The organism is Litorivivens sp. (genome assembly GCF_041625495.1).
In the GTDB taxonomy this organism is placed as follows: domain Bacteria; phylum Pseudomonadota; class Gammaproteobacteria; order Pseudomonadales; family Spongiibacteraceae; genus Litorivivens.
Genome location: NZ_JBFJTH010000043.1, coordinates 1 through 24,851, shown reverse-complemented (window position 1 = coordinate 24,851; position 24,851 = coordinate 1). Strand labels below are relative to the sequence as shown.

At 56.9% G+C, this 24,851-nt stretch carries 21 protein-coding genes; 10 read left to right on the top strand and 11 right to left on the bottom strand.

Features of this window, described 5'->3' with window-relative positions; translation table 11 throughout:
* A partial coding sequence (locus ABYP39_RS07195) for a phosphatase PAP2 family protein (protein WP_372781794.1) occupies positions 1-770 on the bottom strand: 770 nt, incomplete at its 3' end.
* 90 nt (positions 771-860) lie between these two features.
* Between ABYP39_RS07195 and ABYP39_RS07190 the strand changes: the two genes are divergently transcribed.
* Both ABYP39_RS07190 and ABYP39_RS07185 read left to right on the top strand, forming a co-directional pair.
* On the top strand, positions 861-1,961 hold the full coding sequence (locus ABYP39_RS07190; protein ID WP_372781792.1) for a TauD/TfdA family dioxygenase: 1,101 nt from the start codon (positions 861-863) through the stop codon (positions 1,959-1,961).
* A 411-nt stretch (positions 1,962-2,372) separates the two neighbouring features.
* Complete coding sequence (locus tag ABYP39_RS07185) at positions 2,373-2,513, top strand: hypothetical protein (protein WP_372781791.1); 141 nt, start codon at positions 2,373-2,375, stop codon at positions 2,511-2,513.
* A gap of 41 nt (positions 2,514-2,554) precedes the next feature.
* Here the strand turns inward: ABYP39_RS07185 and ABYP39_RS07180 are convergent, their stop codons facing one another.
* The 3 genes from ABYP39_RS07180 to ABYP39_RS07170 are packed head-to-tail and all read right to left on the bottom strand — an operon-like array spanning position 2,555 to position 5,839.
* Positions 2,555-3,403, bottom strand: a complete 849-nt coding sequence (locus ABYP39_RS07180) for a mechanosensitive ion channel family protein (protein WP_372781789.1) — start codon at positions 3,401-3,403, stop codon at positions 2,555-2,557.
* A gap of 60 nt (positions 3,404-3,463) precedes the next feature.
* Positions 3,464-4,852 carry a deoxyribodipyrimidine photo-lyase gene (gene phrB, locus ABYP39_RS07175; RefSeq protein WP_372781787.1) on the bottom strand — a complete coding sequence of 463 codons (1,389 nt, stop codon included), beginning with the start codon at positions 4,850-4,852 and terminating at the stop codon, positions 3,464-3,466.
* A gap of 30 nt (positions 4,853-4,882) precedes the next feature.
* Positions 4,883-5,839, bottom strand: a complete 957-nt coding sequence (locus ABYP39_RS07170; protein WP_372750549.1) for a YbgA family protein — start codon at positions 5,837-5,839, stop codon at positions 4,883-4,885.
* Positions 5,840-5,959: 120 nt separating this feature from the next.
* Between ABYP39_RS07170 and ABYP39_RS07165 the strand changes: the two genes are divergently transcribed.
* On the top strand, positions 5,960-7,231 hold the full coding sequence (locus ABYP39_RS07165) for a spinster family MFS transporter (protein WP_372781785.1): 1,272 nt from the start codon (positions 5,960-5,962) through the stop codon (positions 7,229-7,231).
* 8 nt (positions 7,232-7,239) lie between these two features.
* Here the strand turns inward: ABYP39_RS07165 and ABYP39_RS07160 are convergent, their stop codons facing one another.
* The 4 genes from ABYP39_RS07160 to ABYP39_RS07145 all read right to left on the bottom strand — a co-directional run bounded on the left by ABYP39_RS07160 (position 7,240) and on the right by ABYP39_RS07145 (position 10,687).
* Complete coding sequence (locus ABYP39_RS07160; protein ID WP_372761007.1) at positions 7,240-7,509, bottom strand: hypothetical protein; 270 nt, start codon at positions 7,507-7,509, stop codon at positions 7,240-7,242.
* 133 nt (positions 7,510-7,642) lie between these two features.
* Positions 7,643-8,938, bottom strand: coding sequence for a DSD1 family PLP-dependent enzyme (locus ABYP39_RS07155; RefSeq protein ID WP_372781783.1), 1,296 nt, complete (start codon positions 8,936-8,938; stop codon positions 7,643-7,645).
* A complete protein-coding gene (locus tag ABYP39_RS07150; protein ID WP_372749728.1) occupies positions 8,931-10,304 on the bottom strand; it encodes a D-arabinono-1,4-lactone oxidase in 1,374 nt (457 codons plus the stop codon). The genes ABYP39_RS07155 and ABYP39_RS07150 overlap by 8 nt, the downstream gene beginning before the upstream one ends.
* 2 nt (positions 10,305-10,306) lie before the next feature.
* On the bottom strand, positions 10,307-10,687 hold the full coding sequence (locus ABYP39_RS07145; protein ID WP_372749727.1) for a cytochrome c5 family protein: 381 nt from the start codon (positions 10,685-10,687) through the stop codon (positions 10,307-10,309).
* Positions 10,688-10,867: 180 nt separating this feature from the next.
* On the opposite strand from ABYP39_RS07145, the gene ABYP39_RS07140 reads away from it, so the two are divergent.
* A complete protein-coding gene (locus ABYP39_RS07140; RefSeq protein WP_372781781.1) occupies positions 10,868-13,186 on the top strand; it encodes a TonB-dependent receptor in 2,319 nt (772 codons plus the stop codon).
* 17 nt (positions 13,187-13,203) lie between these two features.
* Here ABYP39_RS07140 and ABYP39_RS07135 read toward each other — a convergent pair whose 3' ends face one another.
* Positions 13,204-14,451: an MFS transporter gene (locus tag ABYP39_RS07135; protein ID WP_372781795.1), complete on the bottom strand. Its 1,248-nt coding sequence runs from the start codon at positions 14,449-14,451 to the stop codon at positions 13,204-13,206.
* 296 nt (positions 14,452-14,747) lie between these two features.
* Here ABYP39_RS07135 and ABYP39_RS07130 point away from each other — a divergent pair, with 296 nt between their 5' ends.
* The 4 genes from ABYP39_RS07130 (at position 14,748) to ABYP39_RS07115 (ending at position 20,366) form a co-directional block, all read left to right on the top strand.
* Entirely contained in the window at positions 14,748-15,974 is a 1,227-nt protein-coding gene (locus tag ABYP39_RS07130) for an MFS transporter (protein ID WP_372781779.1), read from the top strand.
* A gap of 123 nt (positions 15,975-16,097) precedes the next feature.
* Complete coding sequence (locus tag ABYP39_RS07125; RefSeq protein WP_372750704.1) at positions 16,098-16,679, top strand: QsdR family transcriptional regulator; 582 nt, start codon at positions 16,098-16,100, stop codon at positions 16,677-16,679.
* 17 nt (positions 16,680-16,696) lie between these two features.
* A complete protein-coding gene (locus ABYP39_RS07120; RefSeq protein ID WP_372781777.1) occupies positions 16,697-19,072 on the top strand; it encodes a TonB-dependent receptor in 2,376 nt (791 codons plus the stop codon).
* Entirely contained in the window at positions 19,041-20,366 is a 1,326-nt protein-coding gene (locus tag ABYP39_RS07115; RefSeq protein WP_372781775.1) for a sterol desaturase family protein, read from the top strand. The genes ABYP39_RS07120 and ABYP39_RS07115 overlap by 32 nt, the downstream gene beginning before the upstream one ends.
* Before the next feature lie 6 nt (positions 20,367-20,372).
* On the opposite strand, the gene ABYP39_RS07110 is transcribed toward ABYP39_RS07115, so the two are convergent.
* A complete protein-coding gene (locus tag ABYP39_RS07110; RefSeq protein WP_372781773.1) occupies positions 20,373-21,029 on the bottom strand; it encodes an HAD family hydrolase in 657 nt (218 codons plus the stop codon).
* Positions 21,030-21,227: 198 nt separating this feature from the next.
* Between ABYP39_RS07110 and ABYP39_RS07105 the strand changes: the two genes are divergently transcribed.
* Positions 21,228-21,737, top strand: a complete 510-nt coding sequence (locus tag ABYP39_RS07105; protein ID WP_372760539.1) for an RNA pyrophosphohydrolase — start codon at positions 21,228-21,230, stop codon at positions 21,735-21,737.
* 2 nt (positions 21,738-21,739) lie between these two features.
* Positions 21,740-24,034 (top strand): phosphoenolpyruvate--protein phosphotransferase, encoded by a 2,295-nt coding sequence (gene ptsP, locus ABYP39_RS07100; protein WP_372759303.1) that lies wholly within the window; start codon positions 21,740-21,742, stop codon positions 24,032-24,034.
* A gap of 12 nt (positions 24,035-24,046) precedes the next feature.
* On the opposite strand, the gene ABYP39_RS07095 is transcribed toward ptsP, so the two are convergent.
* A complete protein-coding gene (locus ABYP39_RS07095) occupies positions 24,047-24,802 on the bottom strand; it encodes an NRDE family protein (RefSeq protein ID WP_372781771.1) in 756 nt (251 codons plus the stop codon).
* Positions 24,803-24,851: the final 49 nt, after the last annotated feature.

Sequence of the window (24,851 nt, the reverse complement as noted above, 5' to 3'; positions counted from 1 at the left end):
CAGGCGGCGGCGCGTTGCAGGGAGGCGATCATCAATAGCATCAGCAGCAGGCCCAGCAGCAGCCGGGCAATGCGCACTGGCCAGGATATCAGGTGGTCGAGCCCCGGTGGATGGAGAATGCCCACGAGACAGCAGCCCATAAAAAAGCCGATGCTACCGGTAATAAGCACATCGTGGAGGAAGAAACCGGCAAAAGCCCACATCAGCGTGGTGGCCGCAAGGGTGCAGGCCAGCTGCATCAGCTTGCCATGCGCTATTAGGTACTCTTCCAGCTGAGGCTCCCAGCGCCACACTCCATAGACGATGGCGCCGCCGAGCAGCCAGCCGCTGAGAATATCCAGCGGATAGTTGGCGCCCAGATACAGGGTGGCCAGGGCGCTGGCAACTATCATCACAACGGCAATAACCCAGCCCAGCCAATGCCGGAAATGGGTGGCCAGCATGCCCCAGTACACCACCGCCAGTTGGGCGTGACCACTGGGAAAACTGTAGCCGCTGCTGGCGCCGGTAATTTGCGGGAACTGTGCGGCGGGGCGGGTGGTGTCAAACAGATTGCCGAGCAGGCTGTTCAGAAACAGCGACAGGCCGAACACAATCGCAAGGCGCATGCCCAACCGCTGTTGAATACAGAAAACCACAGCCGGCAGCAGGAGCAGGTAGCCGCTGGTGCCAAGCCACCCCAATGCCTGCATGGGCAGGGCAAACAGCGGTGAGTGGAATTGCTGAAGCCAGAGGATGATTTCGGCCCCCCAGCTTAACTCCTCAGCCATTCTACCCCCTGATATTCGCCGGCATACTGCATGAGCAGGTATTCTACGGCTTGGGACACAGACTGTTAACACTCTCGTGAAGAAAGAGGTATGTCGATGCCAACCCCTTATCGTTCGATTACATCGCAAACCCTGCATTATTACAGTAGGCCCCATGGGCAGATTCCCCATGAGCCCATCAATACCGAGGCGGCCTGGTATGGCGCGGATCTGCGCCGCCAGCAGGATTGGGTGGTGCAATTTTCAACGACCGAGTTGGAAGAAATCGAAGCGGCGCTGAAAGCTGCACAGAACACTGACAAGCCACTTGAGGCGCTGCGCGCGGCGGATTTTCCCCTGCCGGGGCTCAACCACAAGATTGCCCAGTGGCGCGACACGCTGCGCAGCGGGCGGGGGGTTGTGGTGTTGCGCGGTTTGCCAGTAGAGCGTTGGGGGGAGGAAAACTGCGAGCGCTTTTTCTGGTGCCTTGGCTGGCATCTGGGTTTGCCCGGCGCACAAAACCGCTTTGGCGAATTGCTCGGCCACGTGCGCGACACCGGGGTAGACCCCGACGACCCCTCGGTACGTGAATATCGCACGCGCTTAAATATCAGCTTTCACTGCGACGCAGCCGATGTGGTGGGCTTGATGTGTCTGAAAACGGCCAAGCAGGGTGGCGAGAGCCGCATCGCCAGTTCGGTGACCATTTACAACGAGCTGCTGAAACAGAACCTGCCGGTGGAGCGCCTGTTTCAACCCTTTTTGCTCGACGCCCACGCCGAAGGCGGTTTACAGACGTTTCCGGTTACCCCGTGCCGGTATTACAACGGTGTTTTGCGAACCTTTTACCACAGCGGTTACTTTCGCAGCGCGGCCCGTTATGACGGTGTTGCGCCGCTCAGTGCCGAAGACACGGCGCTGCTTGATGCCTATGATGCGCTGGCCAGTGATCCGGCCATTCATCTGGATATGGCGTTGCAGCCGGGCGACATACAGCTCTGCTCCAATCACACCATTGTGCATTCGCGTACAGCTTACGAAGATCATGCTGAGCCGGAGCGCCGGCGCCATCTGTTGCGACTGTGGCTGTCGCTGCCCGAGCCGCATGAACTGGGTTATCGCTGGCGCAAAGCGCGCGAAAAGCTGCGGTTGGTGAGGCTGCTGTTGCGTGAGCGATGGCGCCAGCGCGGCCGTATCACGCACACCTTGTAAGGCATGGCTGTCGTGTGGGGTAGGTGAAAGACCGGATAACGCTATTCCGCGTAATAAACAATACTGTGAATATGTGTCTTGGTCTTGAGGTGTGAAAATGCGTGCAGTGATGGCTTGTGTGTTTGGTGCTGGGGTTGTATGCCTGCTTGCGGTAGGGTTTGTCTACGCACGTTCTCTGGCCTTTCTGCAACGCCGTTCACAAAAGCAAGATCTGACGCAGTAAGGGATTTCCCGAATGCTAGCGCGCCAGGCTCTTCTGTAGAGTGTCGGCATTGTTTACGAGGTTATGGTTATGTTGTCTTCTACGGTGTTACTCAGTATTGCGTTCTCTCTCTCAGGAGTGGCCTACGTGCTGATTTCCGGTCGACTCGCCGCTAACCAACTTTGCTCGCATTAATCCAGGGGCCCCCAATGACTGTTCTCGAAGTTTTCTTGTGTGCTTCCATCGTTAGCATTTTCTCGTGCGCCGGTTTGTTGATTGTTCGCGGCGGCAGTATTTCACACGATGCGCAGTCGCAGCGCACCGCTGAATCCTCCTCACGTCAGGCCTGAGCTCTTTAGGCTCGGGCATTTCAGGTCTGTTCCCTTCAGGTTTAAGCTTCACCCAGCAATCGCACTTCCCTCTGCGGAAACGCAATCACAATGTCTGCTTCGCGCAGGGCGTTTAACAGCGCCTGATTGACCGCAAATCGCAACGAATGAAAACGCCGCGTCGGTAGCCAGAACCGAACGCTGATATTGATCGAGCTGTCGGCAAATTCGTCGATACCTACCTGCGAATTGGTTGCATCCACATCCGGTAGATCACCCAACACCTTGCGCACGACCTCCAGCGCCTTGTCTATGTCGCTGTCGTAGGCCACGCCGAGTATGGTTTCGGCGAGTTTGGTTTCGCGGGAGTTGTGAATGATTTCGCCGATAATGTGCCGGTTGGGGATGAGAATGCGCACCTTGTCTTCGTCTTCGAGTAGGGTGTAGGCGAGTTTGATCTCTTCAACCACCCCGGTAACGCCCTGTACGGTGATGGTGTCGCCAACCACAAAGGGCCGCACAATAATAATGTTCAGCCCCGCGCTATAGTTGCTGAGCAGGCCTTGAATGGCCAGGCCTGCGCCGAGAGAAATGGCGCCTACTGCGGCCAGGAAGGGGCCGATGGAAATGCCGATTTTGCCCAGGCAGATAATGGCCACCACAAAGATGACCGACACTCTGGCGATATTGCCAATAAAGCGACTGAGGGTGACATCCATGTGATGGCGTTCGCAGAGCTTGCGCACCATATTGCCGAAGCGACCTGCGATAAACAGGCCGATGATCAGAATGATCAGTGCGCCCACCAGCTGGAAGCTGTAGTTCACAAAAAACTGCACTACCTGATCGTAGATCTTTTGGAAATCCTTCAATTCGTCCGTCATACGCTCGATCCATTCATTTTCAGGCATGATGGAATGAAACCTCCTGTGGGTAAAGGTAGTGTTCAGGGTAGCAGTATAGAGCTGTTATCAGCGGATGGGCTGAACGGCCTTGAACATGGCAATAGCGAGTTCGCGCGCCTGCTTGTGGTCGACGATTGGCGCCGGATAATCGGCACTTTTTGGAGGGCTGTGAACCTGGCGCTTGTCGAGGGCGGCCAGTTCCGGCACGAACGTGCGAATAAAATGCCCTTCGGGGTCAAAGCGCTGGCCCTGCGTGGTGGGGTTGAATACACGAAAGTAAGGCGCGGCGTCGGTGCCGGTGGAGGCGGCCCACTGCCAGCCACCGTTATTGGCGGCAAACTCGCCGTCGATCAGCTGGCTCATGAAATACTGCTCACCGCGACGCCAGTCGATGTGTAAATCTTTCACCAGAAAGCTGGCGGTAATCATCCGCAGCCGGTTGTGCATCCAGCCGGTCTCGCGCAGCTGGCGCATGCCGGCGTCTACGATGGGAAAGCCGGTTTGGCCTTCGCACCAGGCCTGAAAATCCCGATCGTTATTGTTCCAGCGGATATTTTCGGTTTCCGGTTTAAAGGCGTAGCCCTTGACCACGCGCGGAAAATGAAAGGCCACATGCTGGTAGAACTCACGCCAGATCAATTCATTGAGCCAGACGTCGGCGCCGCTTTTGGTGTCGGCCAGTTCCGCTTCCGAGCGCAGGCGCGCCAGGCACTGGCGCGGCGACAGCAGGCCGATAGCCAGCGCTGCGCCCAGCCGCGAGGTGCCTTCAATGGCGGGGAAATCGCGCTTTTTCTCGTAATCCTGCACCTGCTCCTGACAGAAGCGTCGCAGCTGTTTCAGGGCGGCTTCTTCATCCGCCGGCCAGCCGCTGATATCGGCTGGTTCGCAAAAGCGCTTTAGTGAGCGGGCAGGCACGGCCTCTGCCAGTGCACGGGGGCGACGCAGGGGTGTGCTGTCGCGTTCACCCAGCTTGCGCTTCCAGGCTTTGGCAAAGGGGGTAAATACTTTGTAGGGCAAGTCGCTGCCGTTGAGTACGGTGCCCGGTTCCAGCAATAGCCGGTCGTGATGCCAGTGGCAGGGAATACTCAGGCGCGATGCCACAGCGTCGTCGCGTTGCATCTCGTTGACCAGATACTCCCGGTTGGCGAACACGGCACTGAGCTGATGTTTATCGGCGTATTTCGCAAGCAGCGCCGGAATATCACGAAAGGTATCGGCAACCAGCAGATCGAAGGCAATGCCGCGCTCGGCCAGGGTGCCCTGCAGGGCATTCAGAGCGGCAAAGATCAGGTTTTGCTGGCGCAGGGAGGTGGCGTGTTCATGCCACTGACCGGGCGTGGCAATGTACAGCGCGCGCAGCGGCACCTGCTGCTCGCGGGCAAAGCGCGCGGCGTGGTGCAGGGCGGTGTTGTCGTGACTGCGCAGGTCGTTGCGAAACCAAATCAGGGCGGTCATGCAAAGGCCTTGTTTAAGGGTGGGAGGTCGTTACAGGCCATAACGCAGCTTCAGGTCTTCCGGATAGGGGTGAAAGTAGAACTGATCGAGCAGGTAATCCACGTCATATTTTTTGGCATAGCGTTCGAGCAGGGCCAGTGGTACCAGCAGGGGCAGGGTGCCGGTACGGTATTTGTCGATTTGATCGCTCAAGTCCTGCCGCTCTTCGCTGTCCAGGTGCTCTTTTACAAAGCCCTGCATGTGCATCAGGCTGTTGGTGTGATTGCTGCGGCTGGCGGGCCGGGCCAGGGCGCCCATAAAACGTGCAAAGTATTCGGCGGCACTGGCTTCGAGGTCATTTGTAGCGTCGGCAACCAACGGCCCGAGTTCACGGTAGATTGATTGGTTGTGGGCCAGTAACAGGAATTTGTGGCGACGATGAAACTCCTGCAGCCCGGCAGCGCTAATACCCGCGCTTTGCAGTTCCTGCCAGCGGCGGTAGGCGATCACGCGCATGACAAAATTTTCTCGCAGCAGCGGGTCGTTCAGGCGCCCGTTTTCCTCTACCGGCAGCAGCGGCAGCTTTTCCATCAGTCGCTGGGCAAAGGCGCCCACGCCGATCTTGCCGAGGCCGTGGCCATCTTCTTTGTAAACCGGCACCCGTTCCATGCCGCAGCTGGGGGATTTGGCGCATACTACATAGCCGCTGATATACGGCGCGTCGGTAACGGTTTTGTCGGCGACGGCGGCCAGCTCGTCGGTCACGTCAATGCTGTTGTCTTCACTGCGCCGCACCCGGATGGTGTCCTGAGCACTTTGCACCAGACGCAGGGTGGGGCGCGGTGTGCCCAGACCAACGGCCATCTCCGGGCAGACAGGATAAAACTCGAAATGCCGGCTAAGCTCTTTAGAGGCAAAGGGTAGATTCTTGTGGCCGCCGTCAAAGCGTACTTCCTGGCCGAGCAGGCAGCTGCTGATGCCGAGGGTAATGGTCTGGGGTAAATTCATGGTTTGTTATCATCGCTCACGGTGTATGGAATTTACGGTTGCAGGTAGACATCGGATGACGTGGCTCCTCTGTCTTACCTGACACTACACTCATTCTAGTAATAATAAAAAGGATAGAACATGAGTCAGTATCGCGCGGATCGCCGTGCCTGGTATGCATTGTGCGTTTTAACGGTAGTGTACGCCTTCAATTTTATCGACCGGCAATTACTGGCGATACTGCAAGAGGCCATTAAGGCCGATCTCGGGCTCAGCGACAGCCAGCTGGGTTTGCTTACCGGTTTTGCTTTTGCGCTGTTTTATGTAACGGCAGGCATTCCCATCGCGCGCTGGGCGGATCGCAGCAACCGCCGCAACATTGTGGCCTTGTCGCTGGCGGTGTGGAGCTTTATGACTGCCATCAGCGGGCTGGTAAATAATTATGTGCAACTGCTGCTGGCCCGAGTGGGTGTGGGTATCGGCGAAGCGGGGGGCAGTCCGCCCTCCCATTCCATGATTTCCGATATGTTTCCGCCTGAGCAGCGCGCCGGAGCGCTGGGGTTTTATTCCACCGGTGTGAGTATCGGCATTCTGTTCGGCTTTTTACTGGGTGGTTGGCTCAATGAGTTTTTTGGCTGGCGCGTGGCGTTTATGGTGGTGGGTGCGCCGGGCCTGATTCTGGCGTTAGTTGTGCGGTTTACGGTGACCGAGCCCAGGCGCGGGATGTCGGAGGCTCGGGAAATGAGCGACGACAGCACCAGCCTGCGCGATGTGGTGGCGCTGTTGTGGCAGCGCAAAACCTTTCGACACATGGCTTTTGCCGCGTCGCTGTATGCCTTTGCCGGCTATGCCACAGCGAACTGGACAGCCTCGTTCATGATTCGTACCCATGGCATGAGTACCGGTGAGTTGGGCAGCTGGTTAGCCCTGATTATTGGCTTTGGCGGTGCGGTCGGGGTTTTGGGCGGCGGTGTGCTGGCCGACCGGTTGGGGGCGCGCGATGATCGCTGGTATTTGTGGGTGCCGGCCATTGTCGGTGTCGTTGCCACACCCTTTGCCACGGCGGTGTATTTGATGCCGAGCGCCGGGCCGGCCTTGGCCATGATGGTGGTGCCGGCCGTGTTGTCTAACGTCTATCTGGGTATCACGATTGCTACCAGTCACCGCTTGGTGGGCTTACAGATGCGCGCAACCTCTTCGGCCATTCTGTTTTTTGTTTTGAATATCATAGGCTTGGGCGGCGGGCCTTGGATAGTGGGGCTGGTTAGCGATGCGCTGGCGGGTAGTTATGGCCTGGATTCACTGCGCTTGGCCATGCTTTATGTGGTGCCGCCGGTCATGCTGTGGTCAGCGAGCCATTTCTATTTGGCGTCACGGCATTTACGGACAGATTTGTTGGCGGCACCCCAATAGGCGGGAAATCAGTGAGCGGCGCTGACGGTCCAGCGCACGCTATTGCCCTGATGGTCGCCGTCTATCCAGGTGGAAACATAGTTGCATTGCATGTGTAGCGGGCCGACCGTAATTTCCTGGCCAATGGCGTAATCTTTGCCCCAGGCGGTCGCACAAGTGTCTCGGCGGGCGGAGGCTGTCAGGGGTACGGCACTGTGGTGGATGCCCGGTAATAATTGGGCGGCACCATCGGTGGGTAGATAGCTGAAAGCGAGGTAGGTAGCGAGTAGAGCGTTCACAGCTTCACCTTTTTGTGTCGTAGCGGGGAGTGTCACCCTAATCGGTCAGGGCCTATAACCCTATACGGGTATTGCCGGATTGGCAAATGACACTATCTCTGATCATCGGCAAAAACCATTCTAACACAAGAGCTTATGCGCCCTGTTGGAAGACTGGCCATTGCTGCGTTATGTGATGGCCATCAAAAACCGCGATGTCGCCAAACTGCAAAAACACGTGTTCGCTCTGGCTGGGGCGCAGGAATACAAAGTCGTCTACCGCCAATTGAACGCTGTCGGAGCCGTTGAGCATCTCCTGATTGGTGGAGCGGCCATAAACGCTATTGGTCGTAAGGCCCGGCGGTGATTCCGGCGATGCTTTCCAGTAGCCCCCATAGGTAAAGAAACTGCGCGACTTGTTGGGGTCTAGCACTGGCCAGGCTCCGGCCAGGTTTTCCAACCCGGGAACCTGCACGGAATCGAGGGTTTTCAGTACCGGGGTGGCGATAAAGGCGGCGGGAATATGGTCCGCCAGATAGGGCACATCAAAATCAGAGGGTTTCACCAGCCCCGACCCCACGGCCAGTTCATTGCAGGGCGCCCCAGGGGCATACATCTGGTAGGTAGAGCTGCCACCGGCGTTGAGGGTGAGCTGCTCTGGTCGAAAGCTGTCTTTCAGCACGCCTTTGGCGGCGCTCAGGCAGGCTTCGTAAAACTCCATGGCGTTTTGCATGGCTTTTTCCGGCCCGCCCACAATGCCGGGCATTTTGGAGACATGGGCTTCATAACCCATAAAACCGGCAAATTCGAGCTGCGGGTGCTGGCGGATACTCTGAATGGCCAGCCCGACCTCACCGGCGTCTGTGAAGCCGCCGCGATGCAGGCCCACGTCCAGCTCCAGATTAATGCGCATTGTTTGGTTCAGCGCCGCTGCCAGCTCACCGTATTGCTGCAGTCGCTGCGGAGAATCGATCAACCACTGTAGCTGGGTTACCGGATTGAACGCGCGATTGGTGTGATAGGCGTAAAAGCGTTTGGCGGCATTTACTGGCATGGGCTTGCCGAGCAGCAGATCGGCATCGGGCATTTTATCCGCCAGCAGGTTGAGAAAGGGCTGGTGAAATACCATGACCCGGCGGCTGCCAGTTTGCGCTCTAACGGTGTTTATCAGTGGCACGCTGGGCAGGGATTTGCCCACAATCCGGTAGTGAAAATGATTATTAAGGTGGCTCAATAGGCGGCCGGTGTTTTGATGCAGGCGCTCGGAATCCAGCACCAGCGTCGGACGGTACAGGCCGGCTTCTTTCAGGGCCTGCTGAAGGCTAAGAAAATAGCCGTTGTGGGCGCCGCCCTGATCGCCCCGACGAAGTGCGCCTGCACCCAGCGCAAGCGCGCCGAGTCCGCCTGCCCACAACACTTGCCGACGGCTGGGGCGCCATTTGTTAGCCATGCCCGAAAATCTCACGCAGGTGGGGGTTGAGCATGATGCCTTGTGGATCGAGCTCACGTCGGATCTCGTTAAAATCCTGCCAGCGTGGGTAACGGTTGGCCAGCGTTTTATGGGTTAGCGAGTGCAGCTTGCCCCAGTGTGGGCGGCCCTCCAATGGCTGGTATATCGGTTCAACGGTTTTGAAGAAGGCCTCGAAGGGCTCCTCAAAATACCGGTGAACGGCCAGTGACGCGCTAGGGCGTTTATAAAAAGGGCTGAGCCAGGCATCGTCTTCCTGTACCACGCGCACTTCTATCGGGAAGAATACATCCGGATTTAACTTCTCCACCGTGTCGCGCACTTTTTTCAGGGCGCCGACAATGCTTTCTCTGGGCAGGTGATATTCCATTTCGTTGAAACGCACGGCGCGATCGGAGGGGTAGATATTCCACCACCAGTCGACATGTTCTTCCGGCGGGATGGTATTGCTGACACCGGTGATGAGTTTTTTACGCAGCCAGGGCCACCAGGACGCGTAGTCGCGCAACATTTTCAGTTCGCGCACCGCATCGTTGTCACCGTCTTCACCGCGTGGGGAGATCGCTTCGTCGGTAAGGTCTGTGGTGATGATGAGCGCGTTGTCGCTGTGCGGAATGTAGTACATCTCAAAGTTGCGATGCTTTTCTGCCAGCTGATGAAACTCGGCAAAGGTCTGCTCCAGTGGTTGCATCCAGGTGCGACGCTTGAGCTTGTAGGGTGTTTCATTGCGCAGAGTGTACTGGGTAATCACACCGAGACTGCCCAGCGATACTCGTGCGGCATCGAAAATATCCGGATTGCTATCGCGGCTGCATTCAAGCACCTCGCCACGGGGTGTCACCAGCCGCAGGGCCTCCACATAGGCGTGCATGGCGCCGAAGTTTGCGCCGGTACCGTGGGTGCCGGTGGAGAAGGCGCCGGCCACGCTCTGTTCGTCGATGTCCGGCATATTGGGCAGGGCTTGCCCCAGTTTATGCAGGGGTTCGCCCAGACGATTCAATTTAACCCCGGCGCCAACGATGGCGCGGTTGTCGGCTATAGCTTCCACCTGATCAAAGTGTCGGGTAGAAAGAATGGCTCCTTCGGTAGGAACCAGCGGGCTGAAAGAGTGGCCTGCGCCCACGGGCCGAATGGTCTGCTTGGCCGTTTTCAGCAAGCTGGCCAGTTCGTCTTCGGTTTTTGGGCTGACTCTGCCTGCCGGTGTCGCTTTCTGGTGCCCGGACCAGTTCTGCCAGGGGATTTTGCGCCCGGCCTGTGCACTCTGCGGCACCGCCGATAATGTGGTACCTGCCAGCAGCGGCGCGGCCGGTGCCAGCAGCAGTGAGCGGTTAAAGTCGCGTCGTTTCATCGTTATTTTTCGCCTGCCATAAAGCGGATCAGGGCTTCAAATTCCTCTTCGCCGCAATCCATGCACAGGCCCAGTGGCGGCATGCCGTTAAAGCCATTGATGGTATTGTCCAGCAGCGTATCCATGCCCTTGGCCATGCGTGAATCCCACTCGGCCGTGCCGGTGCGCGGCGCGCCGCCAGCACCCGTGCCATGACAGGAAAAACAGCTTTGCACATAGAGTGATTTGAGGTCCGGATCTTCCGGCATGGTCTTTTTGCTTGAGGTGCTGGTGCTCGCGGTATTGGTCGCCGTGGTCGCGGACCCCTGACCGGATTCGCCGGAACAGGCGCTAAACAGGAAGGTTGAGGCAACAAGCAGTGCAGTGATCAGCCGGTGGTTCATGTGAGGTTTCCCGATTCAGTCTATGACACGGTTTGTATACGACTACACTGGCGGGAAAAACTCAAGGGTATCAAGGGTAATTGAGCGTTGGCTGGCAGGCATGGGTATTGGTGCTGTGCACTCAGCGTTGTAGCCAGTATATTCAATAACGATGGAATTGGGCTTTTGGGGATGTAAGTAATGAACTACCGCAATTCATTGGCGCTGCCGCTGTTGGCGATGGCAGCGGTATCGGTGCAGGCGCAGCAGCGTGTTTTGGAGGAGGTGGTGGTTACCGCCCAGAAAACCAAACAGAGCATTCAGGATGTACCGATATCAGTCACTGCAGTAGACGGCGAATTCATGAAAGACGCTGGCATATCCGATTTAAAAGAGCTGTCGGTGTATGTGCCCAATGTGCGAATCGACGCTAACGATCCCGGCTCGCCGCAGATTTTTGTGCGCGGTTTTGGTACCAATACCTTTAACCCCAGTTTTGAAAGCTCGGTGGGGTTTGTGCAGGACGAAATGTTTTTTGGTCGCGCCGCCTATTTTACCGAGGCTATGTTTGATATCGACCGGGTAGAAGTATTGCGCGGCCCGCAGGGCACCCTGTTTGGCAAAAACACGGTGTCGGGCGTGTTTAACGTATTTTCGCGTCCGGTAGGCAATGAGTTTTCGGCCGACGTGGAGCTGCGCGCGGGCGAACACGGTGAGCAGCGTCTGGAAGCGGGCGCCGGCGGTATGCTCAACGAGTGGTTTGGTGTTCGGGTTTCAGCGCTGACCTTTGAAAAAGACGGTGAACTGGAAAACCGCTTTCTCAATCGCGACGAGGAAAACCCGGATCAGGAAGCGTGGCGGTTAAAGCTCAATTTTCTGGCCAGCGCCAACACCGACATCGAGCTGATTGCCGTAGAGTCGGACACCACGATTAACTACTGGCCGAAACAGCTGGCCAATCTTGACGCGGATACTCGCGATTATCTGGACGATTTTGATCCGGAGATTGAAGGCGACCCCGAAGACTTTATGACCAGCTACAACGTGGATGGCGTGCTGGAAAAAGGCTCCAGCAGTTATATCGGTAAACTGAGCCACAGTTTTGGTGCGATAGGCTCGCTCTATAATCTTGATACGGTGGTGGTGCTGGGTAATACCGATCTCTACGTTGAGCAAGATCAGGATCTTGACGTTTCACCTGCGGATATCGCGACGCTGCTAAACCGTGAGGATTTCAAACAGAACACGGTTGAGTGGCGTTTTACCGGTGACGGCGAAGGCCTTTTCGGGCTGGGCAGTTCGATGCAGTTTGTGGCGGGCGTGTTCTATTTTGAATCGGATTATCAGCTCGATGCTGGCGTGGTATTGGGTCGTGATGTGGGCAGCTGGCTGGGTACAGAAGATGCACGCCAACTGGCGGGAGATGATGCGCCACTGTTACCCGGGCTGCAATTGGCAGCGGCCACCACGACAAACGACCGCTTTGATTTTGACTATGTGCAGAACACCAAAGCACTGGCATTGTTTGGTCAGATGACGCTGAACTTTGGGGATAGCTGGGTTGTTACCCCCGGACTGCGCATAAACCGGGAAACTAAAACCATTGATACCGCCGGTACCGAGCGTTGTGAAAGCACAACGCCGCTGCCGCCAGCTTCCTGTGTTAACGGACTGCTGTTGGGGGCTAACAGTTATGACCACCGGGATCTGGAGCGCAAGGAAAGCGATGTGTCGCCCAAGCTGTCGGTGATGTACTACCTGAACGATGAGGTGAATGTTTTTGCCACCTACAGCAAGGGGTTTAAAAGTGGTGGCTATAACTCGATTTCATTTACCGGCGAAGACCTGGAATTTGAAGACGAAAATGCCGTAACCCTGGAGCTTGGTACCAAGGGTAGTTACTTCAACCGCACCCTGAACCTGAACGCGACGCTGTATCGCACTGAGTACGACAATCTGCAGGTGCTAGCCTTTAACGGTGTGTTTTTTGATGTGAGCAATGCCGCTACGGCGATATCGCAGGGTCTCGAAGTTGACTGGCAGTGGCTTGCACCCTGGGAGCCGCTGTCAGTGATCGGCTCGCTGGGCCTGTTGGATGCGTACTACGAAGAATATACCGGCGCGCCGGCGCCGGTAACCCAAGGTGTGAATACCCGCCAGGATTTGAGCGGTGAAGCCATAGCTTTTGCGCCGGAAAGCAGTTTCATGCTGAGCCCCACGCTAACCTTCGCTTTGTGGGATGAGATGTTGAACCTCAGTGTGGATGTTATCCACCAAGGCGATCAGTTTACGGATACCGACCTGGACCCGGCGTCAAAAGTGCCGGCCAACACAAAGTTCAACGTGCGGGCATCGCTGCTGGATGGCGACGAGCGTTGGAACCTGACTGTGGGTGTAAAAAACCTGACCGACAAGCTAACCCAGAATCAGGTGGTGGATTCGGTTTTCTTTCCGGGTACTTACTATGCGCAGCAGAACGCTGGTCGTCAGGCTTACGCCGCACTGCGACTTAATTGGTAATTGCGCGGTTAGTGGCGCTATTGGATTGGCGCCACTGCAATATCGTCGGCAAGGGAGCGCCCCGGCTTAGTGGCTGCGTCCGATTCCAGACGCTGTGACACGGTAGCGTCGAGGCTGCGAAAGGTGGGGCTCAACAGATAAAACAAGGCCACTGCGACAAACAGCATGGCACAGGCGCCAGTGATCGCATTGGCGGCGCCAAAGTGATCGGCGGCGATTGCCATGGGGAATACGCCTAAGGGCATGAGTCCAAACGAAGCCATCATGAGACTGCTGACCCGCCCGCGGACGTTTTCGTCAGTCAGGATTTGAACGGCGGCGCTGTTCACTGTCTGCGCTGCACTGATAAACGTGTTGGCGAGCAGGAGCGGCAGCAGGGCAAGCAGGAAATAGGAGGTTTGTGCAAATGCGCCCAGCAGCACCGCGAAGCCGAGTGTTGCCGTTACCATAAACACCAATCGGTGCGGCGTATCGCCGCGGCGAATAATCCACAGTGCACCCACCACCCCACCGACACCGCCGGTAGAGATTAATAAGCCGACACCCTGCTCGCCCTGCTGCCAGGCCTGCTCGGCCAGCATGACCAGAATACTCTGAAAGGGCATGGCCACGAGCATGGGCAGCAAGCTGAATAGAATGCACATCATCAGTGGGCGATTGCGATTGACGTAGCGCAGCCCCAGCCCGATATCGCTCATGAGTGATTTTCTTTCCCCGGTTTGTGGCGATGAAAAGCTCGGCTTAACGCCTAACATGCAGGCGACAGCGATCGAATAGAGCGCGACAGATAAGACGTAAGCGCCGATGACTGAGAACTGCGCGATGATCAGCCCCATCACCGCTGGCCCGGCGATACGACTAACGTTGACCACCCCGCCGGTATAGGCCATGGCGCGCTGCATGCGCGAAGCGCCGGCTACGGAGGCGGTGATGGCCATTCGTGCCGGCATGATCAATGGGAATGCGCAACCGGTGATAAAGGCGGTACACAGCATATGCCAGAAGGCCAGTTTGCCAAGTAGCAGCAGCGTGAGGATGGTGATTTCGTTCAGCACGATCAGGCTCTGGCCAAGAATTACCAGCTGCCTGCGCTCAACCCGGTCTGTAATCGCGCCACCCAGCAGAGACCCCAGCAACATCGGAATGGCGACGACGAGATTGATGTAGGCCAGTGCTGTGGCTTCACCCACCAGATCCCAAGCCAGAATGCTGCGGGTGAGTATCTGGCCGTTCATCGCGAAGAAAAAGGCGGTATTGCCGGCCAGCAGCCAGCGGTACTGGGCATCGGCGAGCAGGGGGGCATCGCTGCCCGATTGGCTGGGATGTGGCGGTGAAATGGATCTTGCTCCTGAAAAAGCCGTGCACGTTATTGGCGGTAAGTCTACGCAGCCCCGGGTGTCGTGTCTGCAGCTTTCATTGCGTCAAGAGCTTACTGTCTTGCGTCTCCTGTCGGGTTGCGTGCGTCAGCCTGTGGGAACATAGGGGCGTATGCGGTGCCCAGGCGTCCAGGCGTAACGCATAGCCCTACAACAATAACAAACAGCGCAGGTGACACGCCGATATGTCCTCCTTTTTTCTGCTTGGCTGGCGCCAGACCGCAATCTGCTTTTTGATGTTGGCGGCAGTTGGCATGATCGCGGCAACTTATTCGCTGATCGCGGTACCCATTGCGCAGGAGTTTCAGCCGAGCCGGATGGTATTGATGTTGGCGATGACGGTACTGTCGGGTACCTGTGCCGTGCTTTCTCCTTTGATCGGCAATCTGATGGATCGCTATTCTCTGCGCGCAATGATGGTGACAGGTGGGCTGTTGCTCGGGCTGGGCTATGCGGGCCTTTCTCTGGCCGCGTCGTTTACGCATGTGCTGATCGTGTTTGGTGTGCTGATTGCGCCTGCAAATGTGTTGCTGGGCCCGGTGGCGAGCACGGTCTTGTTGTCGCGTTGGTTTGTGGTAAAGCGTGGCCGTGCGATTGGCATTGCCATAGCCGGTATTTCGGCTGGTGGTTTTCTGTTTCCCATGATCATCCAGGGCTTGCTCGACACTTATCAGTGGCGTGAGGCCTTGCAACTGCTTGGACTGGTGCTGGCGCTATGGACTATCCCAGCCGCACTGCTGGTGGTTAATCACCCGGCGGAGGCAGGTGTGCAGCCTGATGGTGCAAGCGAAGCACTACCGCAAGTGCAGGCAGAAATGCAGAAGACGGTGGTTTCTCCGCTGCAAGTGTTGAGCGATCCGGCATTTTGGATGATTGCCGGCACGGTGGCGGTTGTCACATCCGGTATGAAAGGCATGATTACCAATCTGGCGCCACTGGTGATGGACGCCGGTATCGATGTCAGTCGCGCCGCAGCGCTGGTGTCCACCTACGCCGGATGCAGTTTTTTGGCCAAGCTGACCTTTGCTGCGTTGGCTGATCGGCTCGGGCCACGCATTTTGATGAGTCTCGCGCTGGGTGGTTTCTCGCTGGGATTGGCGTGCCTTACCCAATCGCATCTGGGTTATGGCGTGATAGCGTTGGGGGTAGGGCTGACCGGCTTGCTCGGCGGTTTTATGGTGCCGATGGAAAGCTATTTGGCGCCGCGGGTATTTGGTCAGCATGTTGTAGGGCGTGCAATGGGGCTGCTGACCGGGGTGGTGCTGATCGCCTTGTTATGTACGCCTCCTCTGTTCGGACTCATCTTTGATCTCACCGGCAGTTACAAAGGGATATTCTGGACTTTTTCGCTGCTGGCGCTGGTCACGCTGTTGTTTGTGCCCTCGCTCCGTCTTCACCCGCGAGTGCCCTAACACGACCTGCGGCGCCTGAGCTGGTGCGTGGCGGGGTGTCGTCGGTGAGTCATTTTTGTGATTTGACTCATCCGGCGCCTTTCGCTTAAATGTCGCCTCGACATTTTCCCCGGGGAATCTTCTGTGAATCAGCCTGAGCTTGCGGTAGAGAGCGGCCTGCCCAGTGTACTGGCACTGGCCCGGGAACGCTGGGTGGAGACTGCCCGGCTGGACCTCGGTGAGCTGGCGCGCGAGCTCGGCATTGGCCGGGCCACGATTTTCCGCTGGGTGGGTTCGCGCGATGCGCTTATGGGTGAGGTGATCTGGTCATTTCACGAGCCTGAACTGCACCGCGCGTTACAGCAAAGTGGCAATCGCGGCGCGGCGTTAATGGCGGACCTGTGTCGTGAGTCGATGGAATCGGTGCTGTGCTTTGAGCCAATGCGACAGTGGGCCCACCGCGATAGCGAATATGCTCTGAAAATACTGTCTTCGGAAACCGGTGTGATTCACGGTCGGGCGGTTGCCTTTGCTCTGCAGGTGCTGCGTCGGGAGATGGCGGATGGTCACATTGCGCCGGTACTGGCGCTGGATGAGCTGGCGCGCCTTCTGGTGCGTATTGAAACGTCGTTTTTGTTCAGTGATCTGGCGTGTGGACGCGAACCGTCTGTGGACAGCGCCTGCAAGGCTGTGGAAATTCTGGTGGCCGCGCGCGGCTGTCAATAATAACAACGGGTAAAGTAATGAGAGCTATCTATCCTCTGGTTGTATTGTTTGCGGCAGGCACTGCGCAGTTGCAGGCGCAGCGTGTGATCGAAGAAGTGGTGGTGACCGCCCAGAAAACCGAGCAGAGCTTGCAGGAAGTGCCGGTATCGGTCTCCACGCTGTCGGGCGAGCTGATGCAAAGCGCCGCCATTTCCGATGTGCAGGACCTTGTGCAGTACACGCCGAATGTAAAGTTCAGTACCGCGAGCTCCGAGCCTATTGCGTCTATTCGTGGATTCGGTACCGGTGCCGGGGGACGGGGCTTTGAGTCGCCGGTCGGCATTGTGATCGACGATGTGTTTTATGGTCGCACCAGTTATGTCAACGACGGGGTGTTCGACCTTGATCGGGTAGAAGTGTTGCGCGGGCCGCAGGGTGCGCTGTTTGGAAAAAATACCATTGCCGGGGTCATGAGTTTTACCACCGTGCAGCCACATTGGGAGCGCCGTGGCCGGTTGTCTGCAACCGGTTCGTCTTTGGCGGGGCGCAAACTGGAAGGTGGCGTCAGCCTGCCGCTGGTGGATGGGGTCTTGACCAGTCGCCTTTCGTTTCGAACCAACGAGCAGGAACTGGGTATTTACAACAGCACTACTGATCACGAGATAGCGCAGGACGATTATTCGGCGCGGGCACAGCTGCTTTGGCAAATCAGCGAGGCGGCGGAACTGCATTTGAACGTATGGGGCAGCGAGCGGGATCTTAATGGTTTTACCCGGCAGCTGTTGAAAGCAACCGATCAGTCACTGTCGGAGTTTCGTGAAATTGACCCGGAAACCGAGGCCGATGGATTCGACGAAAATCTTTCGACCAATGAGCCGGGTTTTCGGGAGCGTAAAACGCGGTCGGTTTCGCTGAAGGGGAAATGGCGGCCAGACTTCGAGGCCGTTTACAACGCGGAGCTCACCGCGATTATTTCGCATGGCGACATTGATATGCCGTTTCTGTTTGATGCGGATTATTCACCAATCGATTTTATCACTGCCGGTACGCGCGGCCCGGAAAATCAGCACCACAATGCCCTGGAACTGAGGTTTACCGGTGCGACGGCTGCGCCTTTTGGTTGGGGTGAGGGGCTGGAATTTGTATCCGGGTTGTTTTATCAGGAAGCGAGTCTGGAAATCAGTCAGGTGATCACCGCCAACGTGAGTAACTTTTCCCGTTATCTGGAGGCGGGCGCGCTGGGTGCGCCGGATCTTCCTGCGGATCTGGTCACCAATCTGGTGGCGCTGCAATCGATTGTTGGCGACCAGATAGAATCTGTTGATTCTTATACGCTGACTAACAGCACGACCGAGGCGCTATTCGGGCAGCTTATTTGGTCGCTCAACCCCTTGTGGGATGTAACCGCCGGTTTGCGGCTGGGGCGTGAGCGCAAGGATACCGAAGTCTATTCCCAGCATAGCGGCGAGACCCAGATCGCAAAACCGGTGCTGTCACAGGAAGACTTTGTTGCCAATCGCTCGCGCAAGGAAAATGAAGTTTCCCCCAAACTGGCGGTGTCCTGGCATGCCTCCGATGAGGTGAGTGTTTTTGCGACCGTGAGCAAGGGGTTTAAAAGTGGTGGCTATCAGGCGGCTCCCGTTAACAGCGAATCGCTGGAGTTTGACGACGAGCGTGCCTTGTCCAGAGAGGCCGGCGTAAAAATGCGTTTGCTGCAGGGATCGCTGGTCATGAATGCGACGTTGTATCAGACCGATTTCGAAAACCTGCAGGTGATCGATTTTGACGGCACCAACTTTATTACAAAGAACGCGGCGAACGCTCAGTCGAAAGGGTTTGAACTCGATTTCCTCTGGCTGCCGCCGTGGGAGCCCCTGACCTTTGCGGGCAGCGTCGGTCTGAGCCGGGCCCGTTATACGGATTACCCGTGCGCACCGGCTGCTCAGGAAGGTGAAAACAAGCCGGCTGCACGGCAGTGCGACCCCAATAATCGCGACGCTGATCCCACCAACGACAGCGATGCGTCTACCTATCAGGATTTAAGTGGCCGCGAACTGGCGTACGCGCCCGAAGTGTCATGGAGTCTGTCGCCAAGCCTGAAGTTTCCGGTGGCCGATGGGCTGTTGCTCGTAGCCGGTTTCGATCTGCTGCATCAGGGCGATTATTACCTTGAGGCTGACCTTGATGAAAACTCGTTTCGAGAAGCGACGACCAAGGTCAATTTGCGGCTGGGATTGGCTGACTCACATGAGCGCTGGCACGTAATCTTTCACGCCAAGAATGTGAATGGGGTTCAGGAGATCGGCAGCATGGCGGATCAGCCGTTGCTGGCGGGTAATTACATTGGGTACTCGCTCTACGATGAGCCGGTGTACAGTGTTGATGTGCGTTATCAGTTTGGGCGTGATCTTTGAGCGGGAGGGCGTTGGCGCAATGAACTTTGAAGTAGCGGTGCTGTTTGCCATTCCGGCATTTATGCTGTTGATGGTACTGGAGTTTGTCTGGAGCAAGTTCAAGGGGCCGGACACATGGCATCATCAGGCCGATGCGGTGTCGAGTATCAGTTCCGGGCTCACCTATCTGGTATTGCGTACGCTCGGTTTTGGCGTACTTGTTATCAGCTATGACTGGGTGGCACAGCAGATTGCGGTGGCGGAGCCGGTCGTGACCGGGTTCTGGCTGTATGTGCTGGTTTTTGTGTGGAAGGATTTCACCAGTTACTGGATGCACCGCTGGGCACATGCAAGCAGCTTTCTCTGGGCCATGCACCTGATTCACCACAGCAGTGAGGAGTTTAATCTCGCTGTTGCCCTGCGCCAGAATGCGTTTAACTGGTTCTCCTACGGTGGCCTGATGTTGCTGCCGCTGGCGCTGATCGGTGTGCCTGCCGAAGTGGTGGCGGTGGTGCTCCCCATCCAGTTTTTTATGCAGTTCTGGTATCACACGCAGCATGTGGGCAAGCTCGGTTGGCTCGAGTATGTGATAGTGACGCCGTCGCAGCATCGTGTTCATCACGCCATTAACCCTCGCTATATCGACAAGAATTTCGGTCAGATTTTTTGTTGGGACCGCTTGTTCGGTACCTTTCAGTCAGAACTGAAAGAAGATCCGCCAGCTTATGGAATTACCACGCCAGTGCGTCACTACAACCCGGTGATGATCGAATTAAATTATATGGGGCGGCTGCTGCGCGATGCGCTGGCGACACGACGCTGGCGCGACAAGCTGGGGGTGTTTTTTTCGCGTACTGGCTGGCGCCCGGAGGATGTCAGTGAGCGACGGCCGTTGCAAAAAATTGACTATCGCGATGCGTCGCAGAAATTCAGTCGTCAGCAACCGTCTTGGCTGGTGGTTTGGTCGTGGTTGCATTTGGGGCTGCTGCTGGGGCTGGCGGCGTTTACGTTGGCAAGCATTGGCAGTTTGGCTGACGCGGTGAAAGTGGGGCTGTTGGTGTATGTGTTGCTGGGCGTGGCGGTGAATGCCCAGCAGTTGATGCTGGAGGCGGCGCTGGCTCTGGATGGTCTGCGTTTCGGGCTGGTGGGCGCCCTGGCTTATTTTGGGGCCGGGGACTCTGTGTTGGGTAGCAGCATGCTATTGCCGATGCTGGTGTTCATCTCGCTGTGTTCACTGACGGTGTCCCGAAGGAGCAGCAAGCTGGTGTCTGGCGGTGTGCCGCCGACGGTTAATCTGAACCCAGCGGGTAAATAGCTGGCTTCAGTCGCGCAGTGACAGCACCGGCCAGTTGTTGCGCACGGCTTCTTTGAGCAGGATGCTGTCCGGGTCAACAGCGACCGGATTTTCTACCAGGCGCAGCAGTGGAAGGTCGTTGTGCGAATCTGAATAGAAGGTGCTGCCCGTTAGCTTGAGGCCTTTTTCCCGGATTCGCTCCCGCAGCAGAACCACCTTGCCTTCCTGGAAACACGGCGTGCCGACTACGTTGCCGGTATAGCGGCCATCTACGACTTCAGGTTCTGACCCGATGATGTCGGGTATCCCAAGACTTTCGGCGATGGGGCGGGTAATAAAGGTGTTGGTGGCGGTCATGATCATGCAGTGATCGCCGGCGGCTTTGTGTTTTTCGATCAGCGCACTGGCCTTTGGTAATTTCATGGGCTCGATATAGTTGGCCATGAAGTCCCGGTGTAACTCGTCCAGTTCGGCGCGGCTGAATCGGGTCAGGGGTTCCAGCGCAAAGCGCAGATAGGCGTGTATATCCAGACCGCCGTCTTTGTACTGCTCATAAAAGCGGTCGTTGGCCTGGCGGAATGCTTCGCCATCAACCAGGTTCCGATCTACCAGAAATTCGCCCCAGGCGTGGTCGCTGTCGCCACCGAGCAGGGTGTTGTCGAGGTCAAAAATTGCCAGTGCCACGTTGCTTGTTGTCTCTGGTTGCGAAAGAGGGCGTTAGGATACCGGCCTGCCCGTGAATTTTCACGGACTTTGAGGGAGTTGCGGCTGGCGATTCCCTGCGGCGGGGATTTGTGGAACAATGAATTTTTAGTGTGGCTGATAAATTGCTGTACTGACAAGGTATTACGTTGCGGATAATGTGAAATAGGCGAGTTCAGAGTGATCGACGCGGAAGGCTTCAGACCTAATGTAGGCATGGTACTGGCAGACGGCCAGGGCCGCGTACTTTGGGCGCGTCGAGCAGGTCAGGATGCCTGGCAATTTCCGCAAGGTGGCATTCAGCAGGGCGAGAGTCCTGAGCAGGCCCTGTTTCGTGAATTGGAAGAAGAAATTGGCCTCAAGCCCGAGCATGTGCGCGTGCTGGGTGCAACGCGAGGCTGGTTGCGCTATCGCCTGCCGCAGCGTTTGGTGCGACGCAACCATAAAGGGCCGGTGTGTATCGGCCAAAAGCAGAAGTGGTTTTTGCTGGAATTTCTCGGCGACGAAAGCTGCGTGAATCTGACGCGCGATCCTACCAAGCCTGAATTTGATGCCTGGGACTGGGTAAGTTACTGGTATCCGGTAAATCAGGTGGTGGCGTTTAAACGCGATGTGTATCGTCGCGCACTCAAGGAGTTGTGTCCCCGTCACAGTCGGTTGGTTAGTGACGGCGAGCGGAGGGCCGGCTGATGATGCTGGATGCCCTGCGCCGCATAGTTCAGGCGGTCAACTCAGCCGATGACCTGGAGTCGGCGCTCGATATCATGGTACAGCGTATTGCCCAGGTCATGGGTGTGGAAGTCTGTACCGTTTACCTGAGAAGCCCCGATTCAAAACGACTGGTCATGATGGCTAACCAGGGCTTTAACCCGGAGCTGGTGGGTGTTGCCAGCCTTGGAGAAGATGAAGGCCTGGTGGGTGTGGTTGCCCGTCGCGAAGAACCCCTGAATCTGGATAAAGCCGAAGAACACCCCAGCTATTTCTATCTTGAAGGTATCGGCGAGGAGCTTTATCACTCCTTCCTCGGCGTGCCGATTATTCACCAGCGTCGCCTGCTGGGCGTGCTGGTTGTGCAGCAAAAAGACAGTCGCCGCTTTGACGAAGACGAAGAAGCGTTTCTGGTCACGATGTCGGCCCAGTTGGCAGGCGTTATTGCCCATGCCAAGGCTACCGGTGCTATCGGTGGCAAAAATCGGCGACGTGACCCCTCGCGCAGTGCTGAGTTCAAGGGTATTCCCGGTGCGCCTGGCATTGCCATGGGGATTGCGGTGCTGGTTATTCCCGAGGCTGACCTGTACTCGGTGCCGAGCCGCCCCTGCGATGATGTAGAAGGTGAAGTCGCATTCTTCTTTCAGTGTCTGCAGGCAGTTCGCGAAGATATCACTGACATCAAAAACCGCTTGCAGGATAGGCTGGCCAAGGAAGAGCAGGCGCTGTTTGATGTTTACCTGAGCATGCTGGATGACCGCGCGCTGGGTATCGAGATTGAAGATAAAATCCGGGAAGGAGAGTGGGCTCAGGGCGCTCTGGCGCAGGTGGTTATTTCCCATGTTCGCACCTTTGAAAGCATGGAAGATGCGTACCTGAAAGAGCGGGCTACCGATGTTAAGGATTTAGGTAGGCGAGTACTTGCCTACCTGCAAACTGCCAACACGCGAGACATTGAGTACCCGGACCGCACAATTTTGGTGGGTGAAGAGCTCACCGCGTCGCTGCTGGCGGAAGTGCCGCGTGAAAAGTTGGCGGGATTGGTTAGCGTGCGTGGTTCCAGTAATTCCCATGCGGCTATTCTGGCGCGGGCGATGGGTGTTCCCACCATTATGGGGGCGGTCGATCTGCCGTTTACACAGGTGGAAGGCGCCAAGCTGGTAGTGGACGGTTACAACGGTATTGTTCATTACAATCCGGCGCCGGAATTGTACGCGCGGTTCGAAGCCATTTACGAAGAGCAGCAACAGCTGACCAAGGGGCTGGAAGCACTGCGTGATGTGCCTAGTGAAACCCTCGATGGCCATCGTGTACCGCTGTGGGTAAATACCGGTTTGATGGTGGATGTGGCCAAATCGATTGATCACGGGGCGGAAGGTGTGGGCCTATACCGTACCGAGATACCCTTCCTGCTGCGAGAGCGATTTCCCAGTGAGGAAGAGCAGCGGGTCATCTATCGCGAGCAGCTGCAGGCTTTCTCGCCTCTCCCGGTGACGATGCGCACGCTGGATATCGGTGGCGATAAATCCCTGCCGTATTTCCCCATTGAGGAGGAAAACCCGTTTCTGGGTTGGCGCGGTATCCGGGTTACGCTAGATCACCCGGAGATTTTTCTGGTGCAGGTGCGGGCGATGCTAAAGGCCAGTGTCGGCATGGACAATCTGCGTATCATGCTGCCGATGATCAGTAATGTGCCGGAACTGGAAGAGGCGCTGGAGCTGATTTACCGGGCGCATGATGAGCTGGTGGATGAAGGGGTCGAGGCCAAGTTACCGCCTATTGGTGTCATGGTGGAAGTGCCTTCCGCTGTTTATCAGGCGCGGGAGTTGGCGCGACGCGTAGATTTTCTCTCGGTGGGGTCCAATGATTTAACGCAGTACCTGCTGGCGGTGGACCGCAACAACTCGCGGGTGGCGGATCTATATCACTCCATGCATCCGGCGGTGTTGCGAGCGCTGCGCGATGTTGCCTTGGCGGCAGATGCAGAAGGCAAGCCGGTGGGTATCTGTGGTGAACTGGCTGGTGATCCGGGCGCGGCCATTTTACTTATTGCGATGGGTTACGACATGTTGTCGATGAACGCCAACAGCCTGCTGAAAGTTAAATCCGTGATACGCAGTCACAGTGTTGAAGCTGCCGAAAATCTGCTTGAGCGCGCATTGAAAATGGAGTCGGCGGTAGAAGTGCGGGAATTGGTCCGCAACGCGATGGCAGCGGCCGGGGTTGGCAAGATGTTGCAGCCGAACCTGGGTGAGGAGTTGCGGCCCCCGCGGCAATAACTGCGGGGTGCGTCAAACTGGCATTGCCGCTGCCTGCAAGGTAAAGCGCTTGGGTTCACCGAGTGGTCCCTTGGCATCGAATTGCTGTTCGCAAAATAAACCGTTACCTAGGTTGTCGCGCAGAAACAATGTGGATGCTCGAGTGCCGTAGTTGCGCTCGATGGCGCGAATGAAAAACGCCGACAGGGCGTTTTCCAGTGGGTCGGATGAATCCGAGGTGGGTTTCGGGTCGGCAAGCATGGCAAACAGCTGCTCCTCGCTGGGCCCCTTTTTCAGTCGCTTTGCCATTTCCACACGGGCTATGCTGGTTTTGCGTTCGTCGCTTTCCAGGCGCTGGTTGCCGATAGCGTGAATGCCGGGGGGCAGTTCCTGAAAGCTATCGTGGATGTCGCTGGTGTACACCAAGGCGTTGCCATCGCAGATCAGCAGGTTGAAAGGATTGTATTGGCTGCGCTCGCGGTCCACGCCACCCATAAAATGTGTGGTGGATTGCTTGCTCAGCAAATAGCGGGCAACCAGCTCACCTCGGGAACGCCCTTGCGGGGGCAGTTCGCCGCCGCGAAAGTTGGTGACGGCGGCAAAGTCTCCGCGCTGGTTTACCCCCAGCCAGGTGCCGCCCTTTTCCAGGTCGCGGCCGCCCAATACCTCGGGGGATTCCTTCCAGTAATGTGCGGCGATACTGGGGCGCTGGTAGTATTCGTCGCGGTTCGCCGCCACAATGAGCGGGTACTTGGGGTGGGCCTTCCAGGCCACTACAATCAGGCACATGGCTGTGGTTTACATTGAGCATGTGGGCGCCATAATACCAAGGTTTTCT

Coding starts and splice junctions, on each gene's coding strand:
- ABYP39_RS07190 (WP_372781792.1), top strand. CDS start 861: ATGTCGATGCCAACCCCTTATCGTTCGATTACATCGCAAACCCTGCAT.
- ABYP39_RS07185 (WP_372781791.1), top strand. CDS start 2,373: ATGACTGTTCTCGAAGTTTTCTTGTGTGCTTCCATCGTTAGCATTTTC.
- ABYP39_RS07180 (WP_372781789.1), bottom strand. CDS start 3,403: ATGCCTGAAAATGAATGGATCGAGCGTATGACGGACGAATTGAAGGAT.
- phrB (WP_372781787.1), bottom strand. CDS start 4,852: ATGACCGCCCTGATTTGGTTTCGCAACGACCTGCGCAGTCACGACAAC.
- ABYP39_RS07170 (WP_372750549.1), bottom strand. CDS start 5,839: ATGAATTTACCCCAGACCATTACCCTCGGCATCAGCAGCTGCCTGCTC.
- ABYP39_RS07165 (WP_372781785.1), top strand. CDS start 5,960: ATGAGTCAGTATCGCGCGGATCGCCGTGCCTGGTATGCATTGTGCGTT.
- ABYP39_RS07155 (WP_372781783.1), bottom strand. CDS start 8,938: ATGGCTAACAAATGGCGCCCCAGCCGTCGGCAAGTGTTGTGGGCAGGC.
- ABYP39_RS07150 (WP_372749728.1), bottom strand. CDS start 10,304: ATGAAACGACGCGACTTTAACCGCTCACTGCTGCTGGCACCGGCCGCG.
- ABYP39_RS07145 (WP_372749727.1), bottom strand. CDS start 10,687: ATGAACCACCGGCTGATCACTGCACTGCTTGTTGCCTCAACCTTCCTG.
- ABYP39_RS07140 (WP_372781781.1), top strand. CDS start 10,868: ATGAACTACCGCAATTCATTGGCGCTGCCGCTGTTGGCGATGGCAGCG.
- ABYP39_RS07130 (WP_372781779.1), top strand. CDS start 14,748: ATGTCCTCCTTTTTTCTGCTTGGCTGGCGCCAGACCGCAATCTGCTTT.
- ABYP39_RS07120 (WP_372781777.1), top strand. CDS start 16,697: ATGAGAGCTATCTATCCTCTGGTTGTATTGTTTGCGGCAGGCACTGCG.
- ABYP39_RS07115 (WP_372781775.1), top strand. CDS start 19,041: ATGTGCGTTATCAGTTTGGGCGTGATCTTTGAGCGGGAGGGCGTTGGC.
- ptsP (WP_372759303.1), top strand. CDS start 21,740: ATGCTGGATGCCCTGCGCCGCATAGTTCAGGCGGTCAACTCAGCCGAT.
- ABYP39_RS07095 (WP_372781771.1), bottom strand. CDS start 24,802: ATGTGCCTGATTGTAGTGGCCTGGAAGGCCCACCCCAAGTACCCGCTC.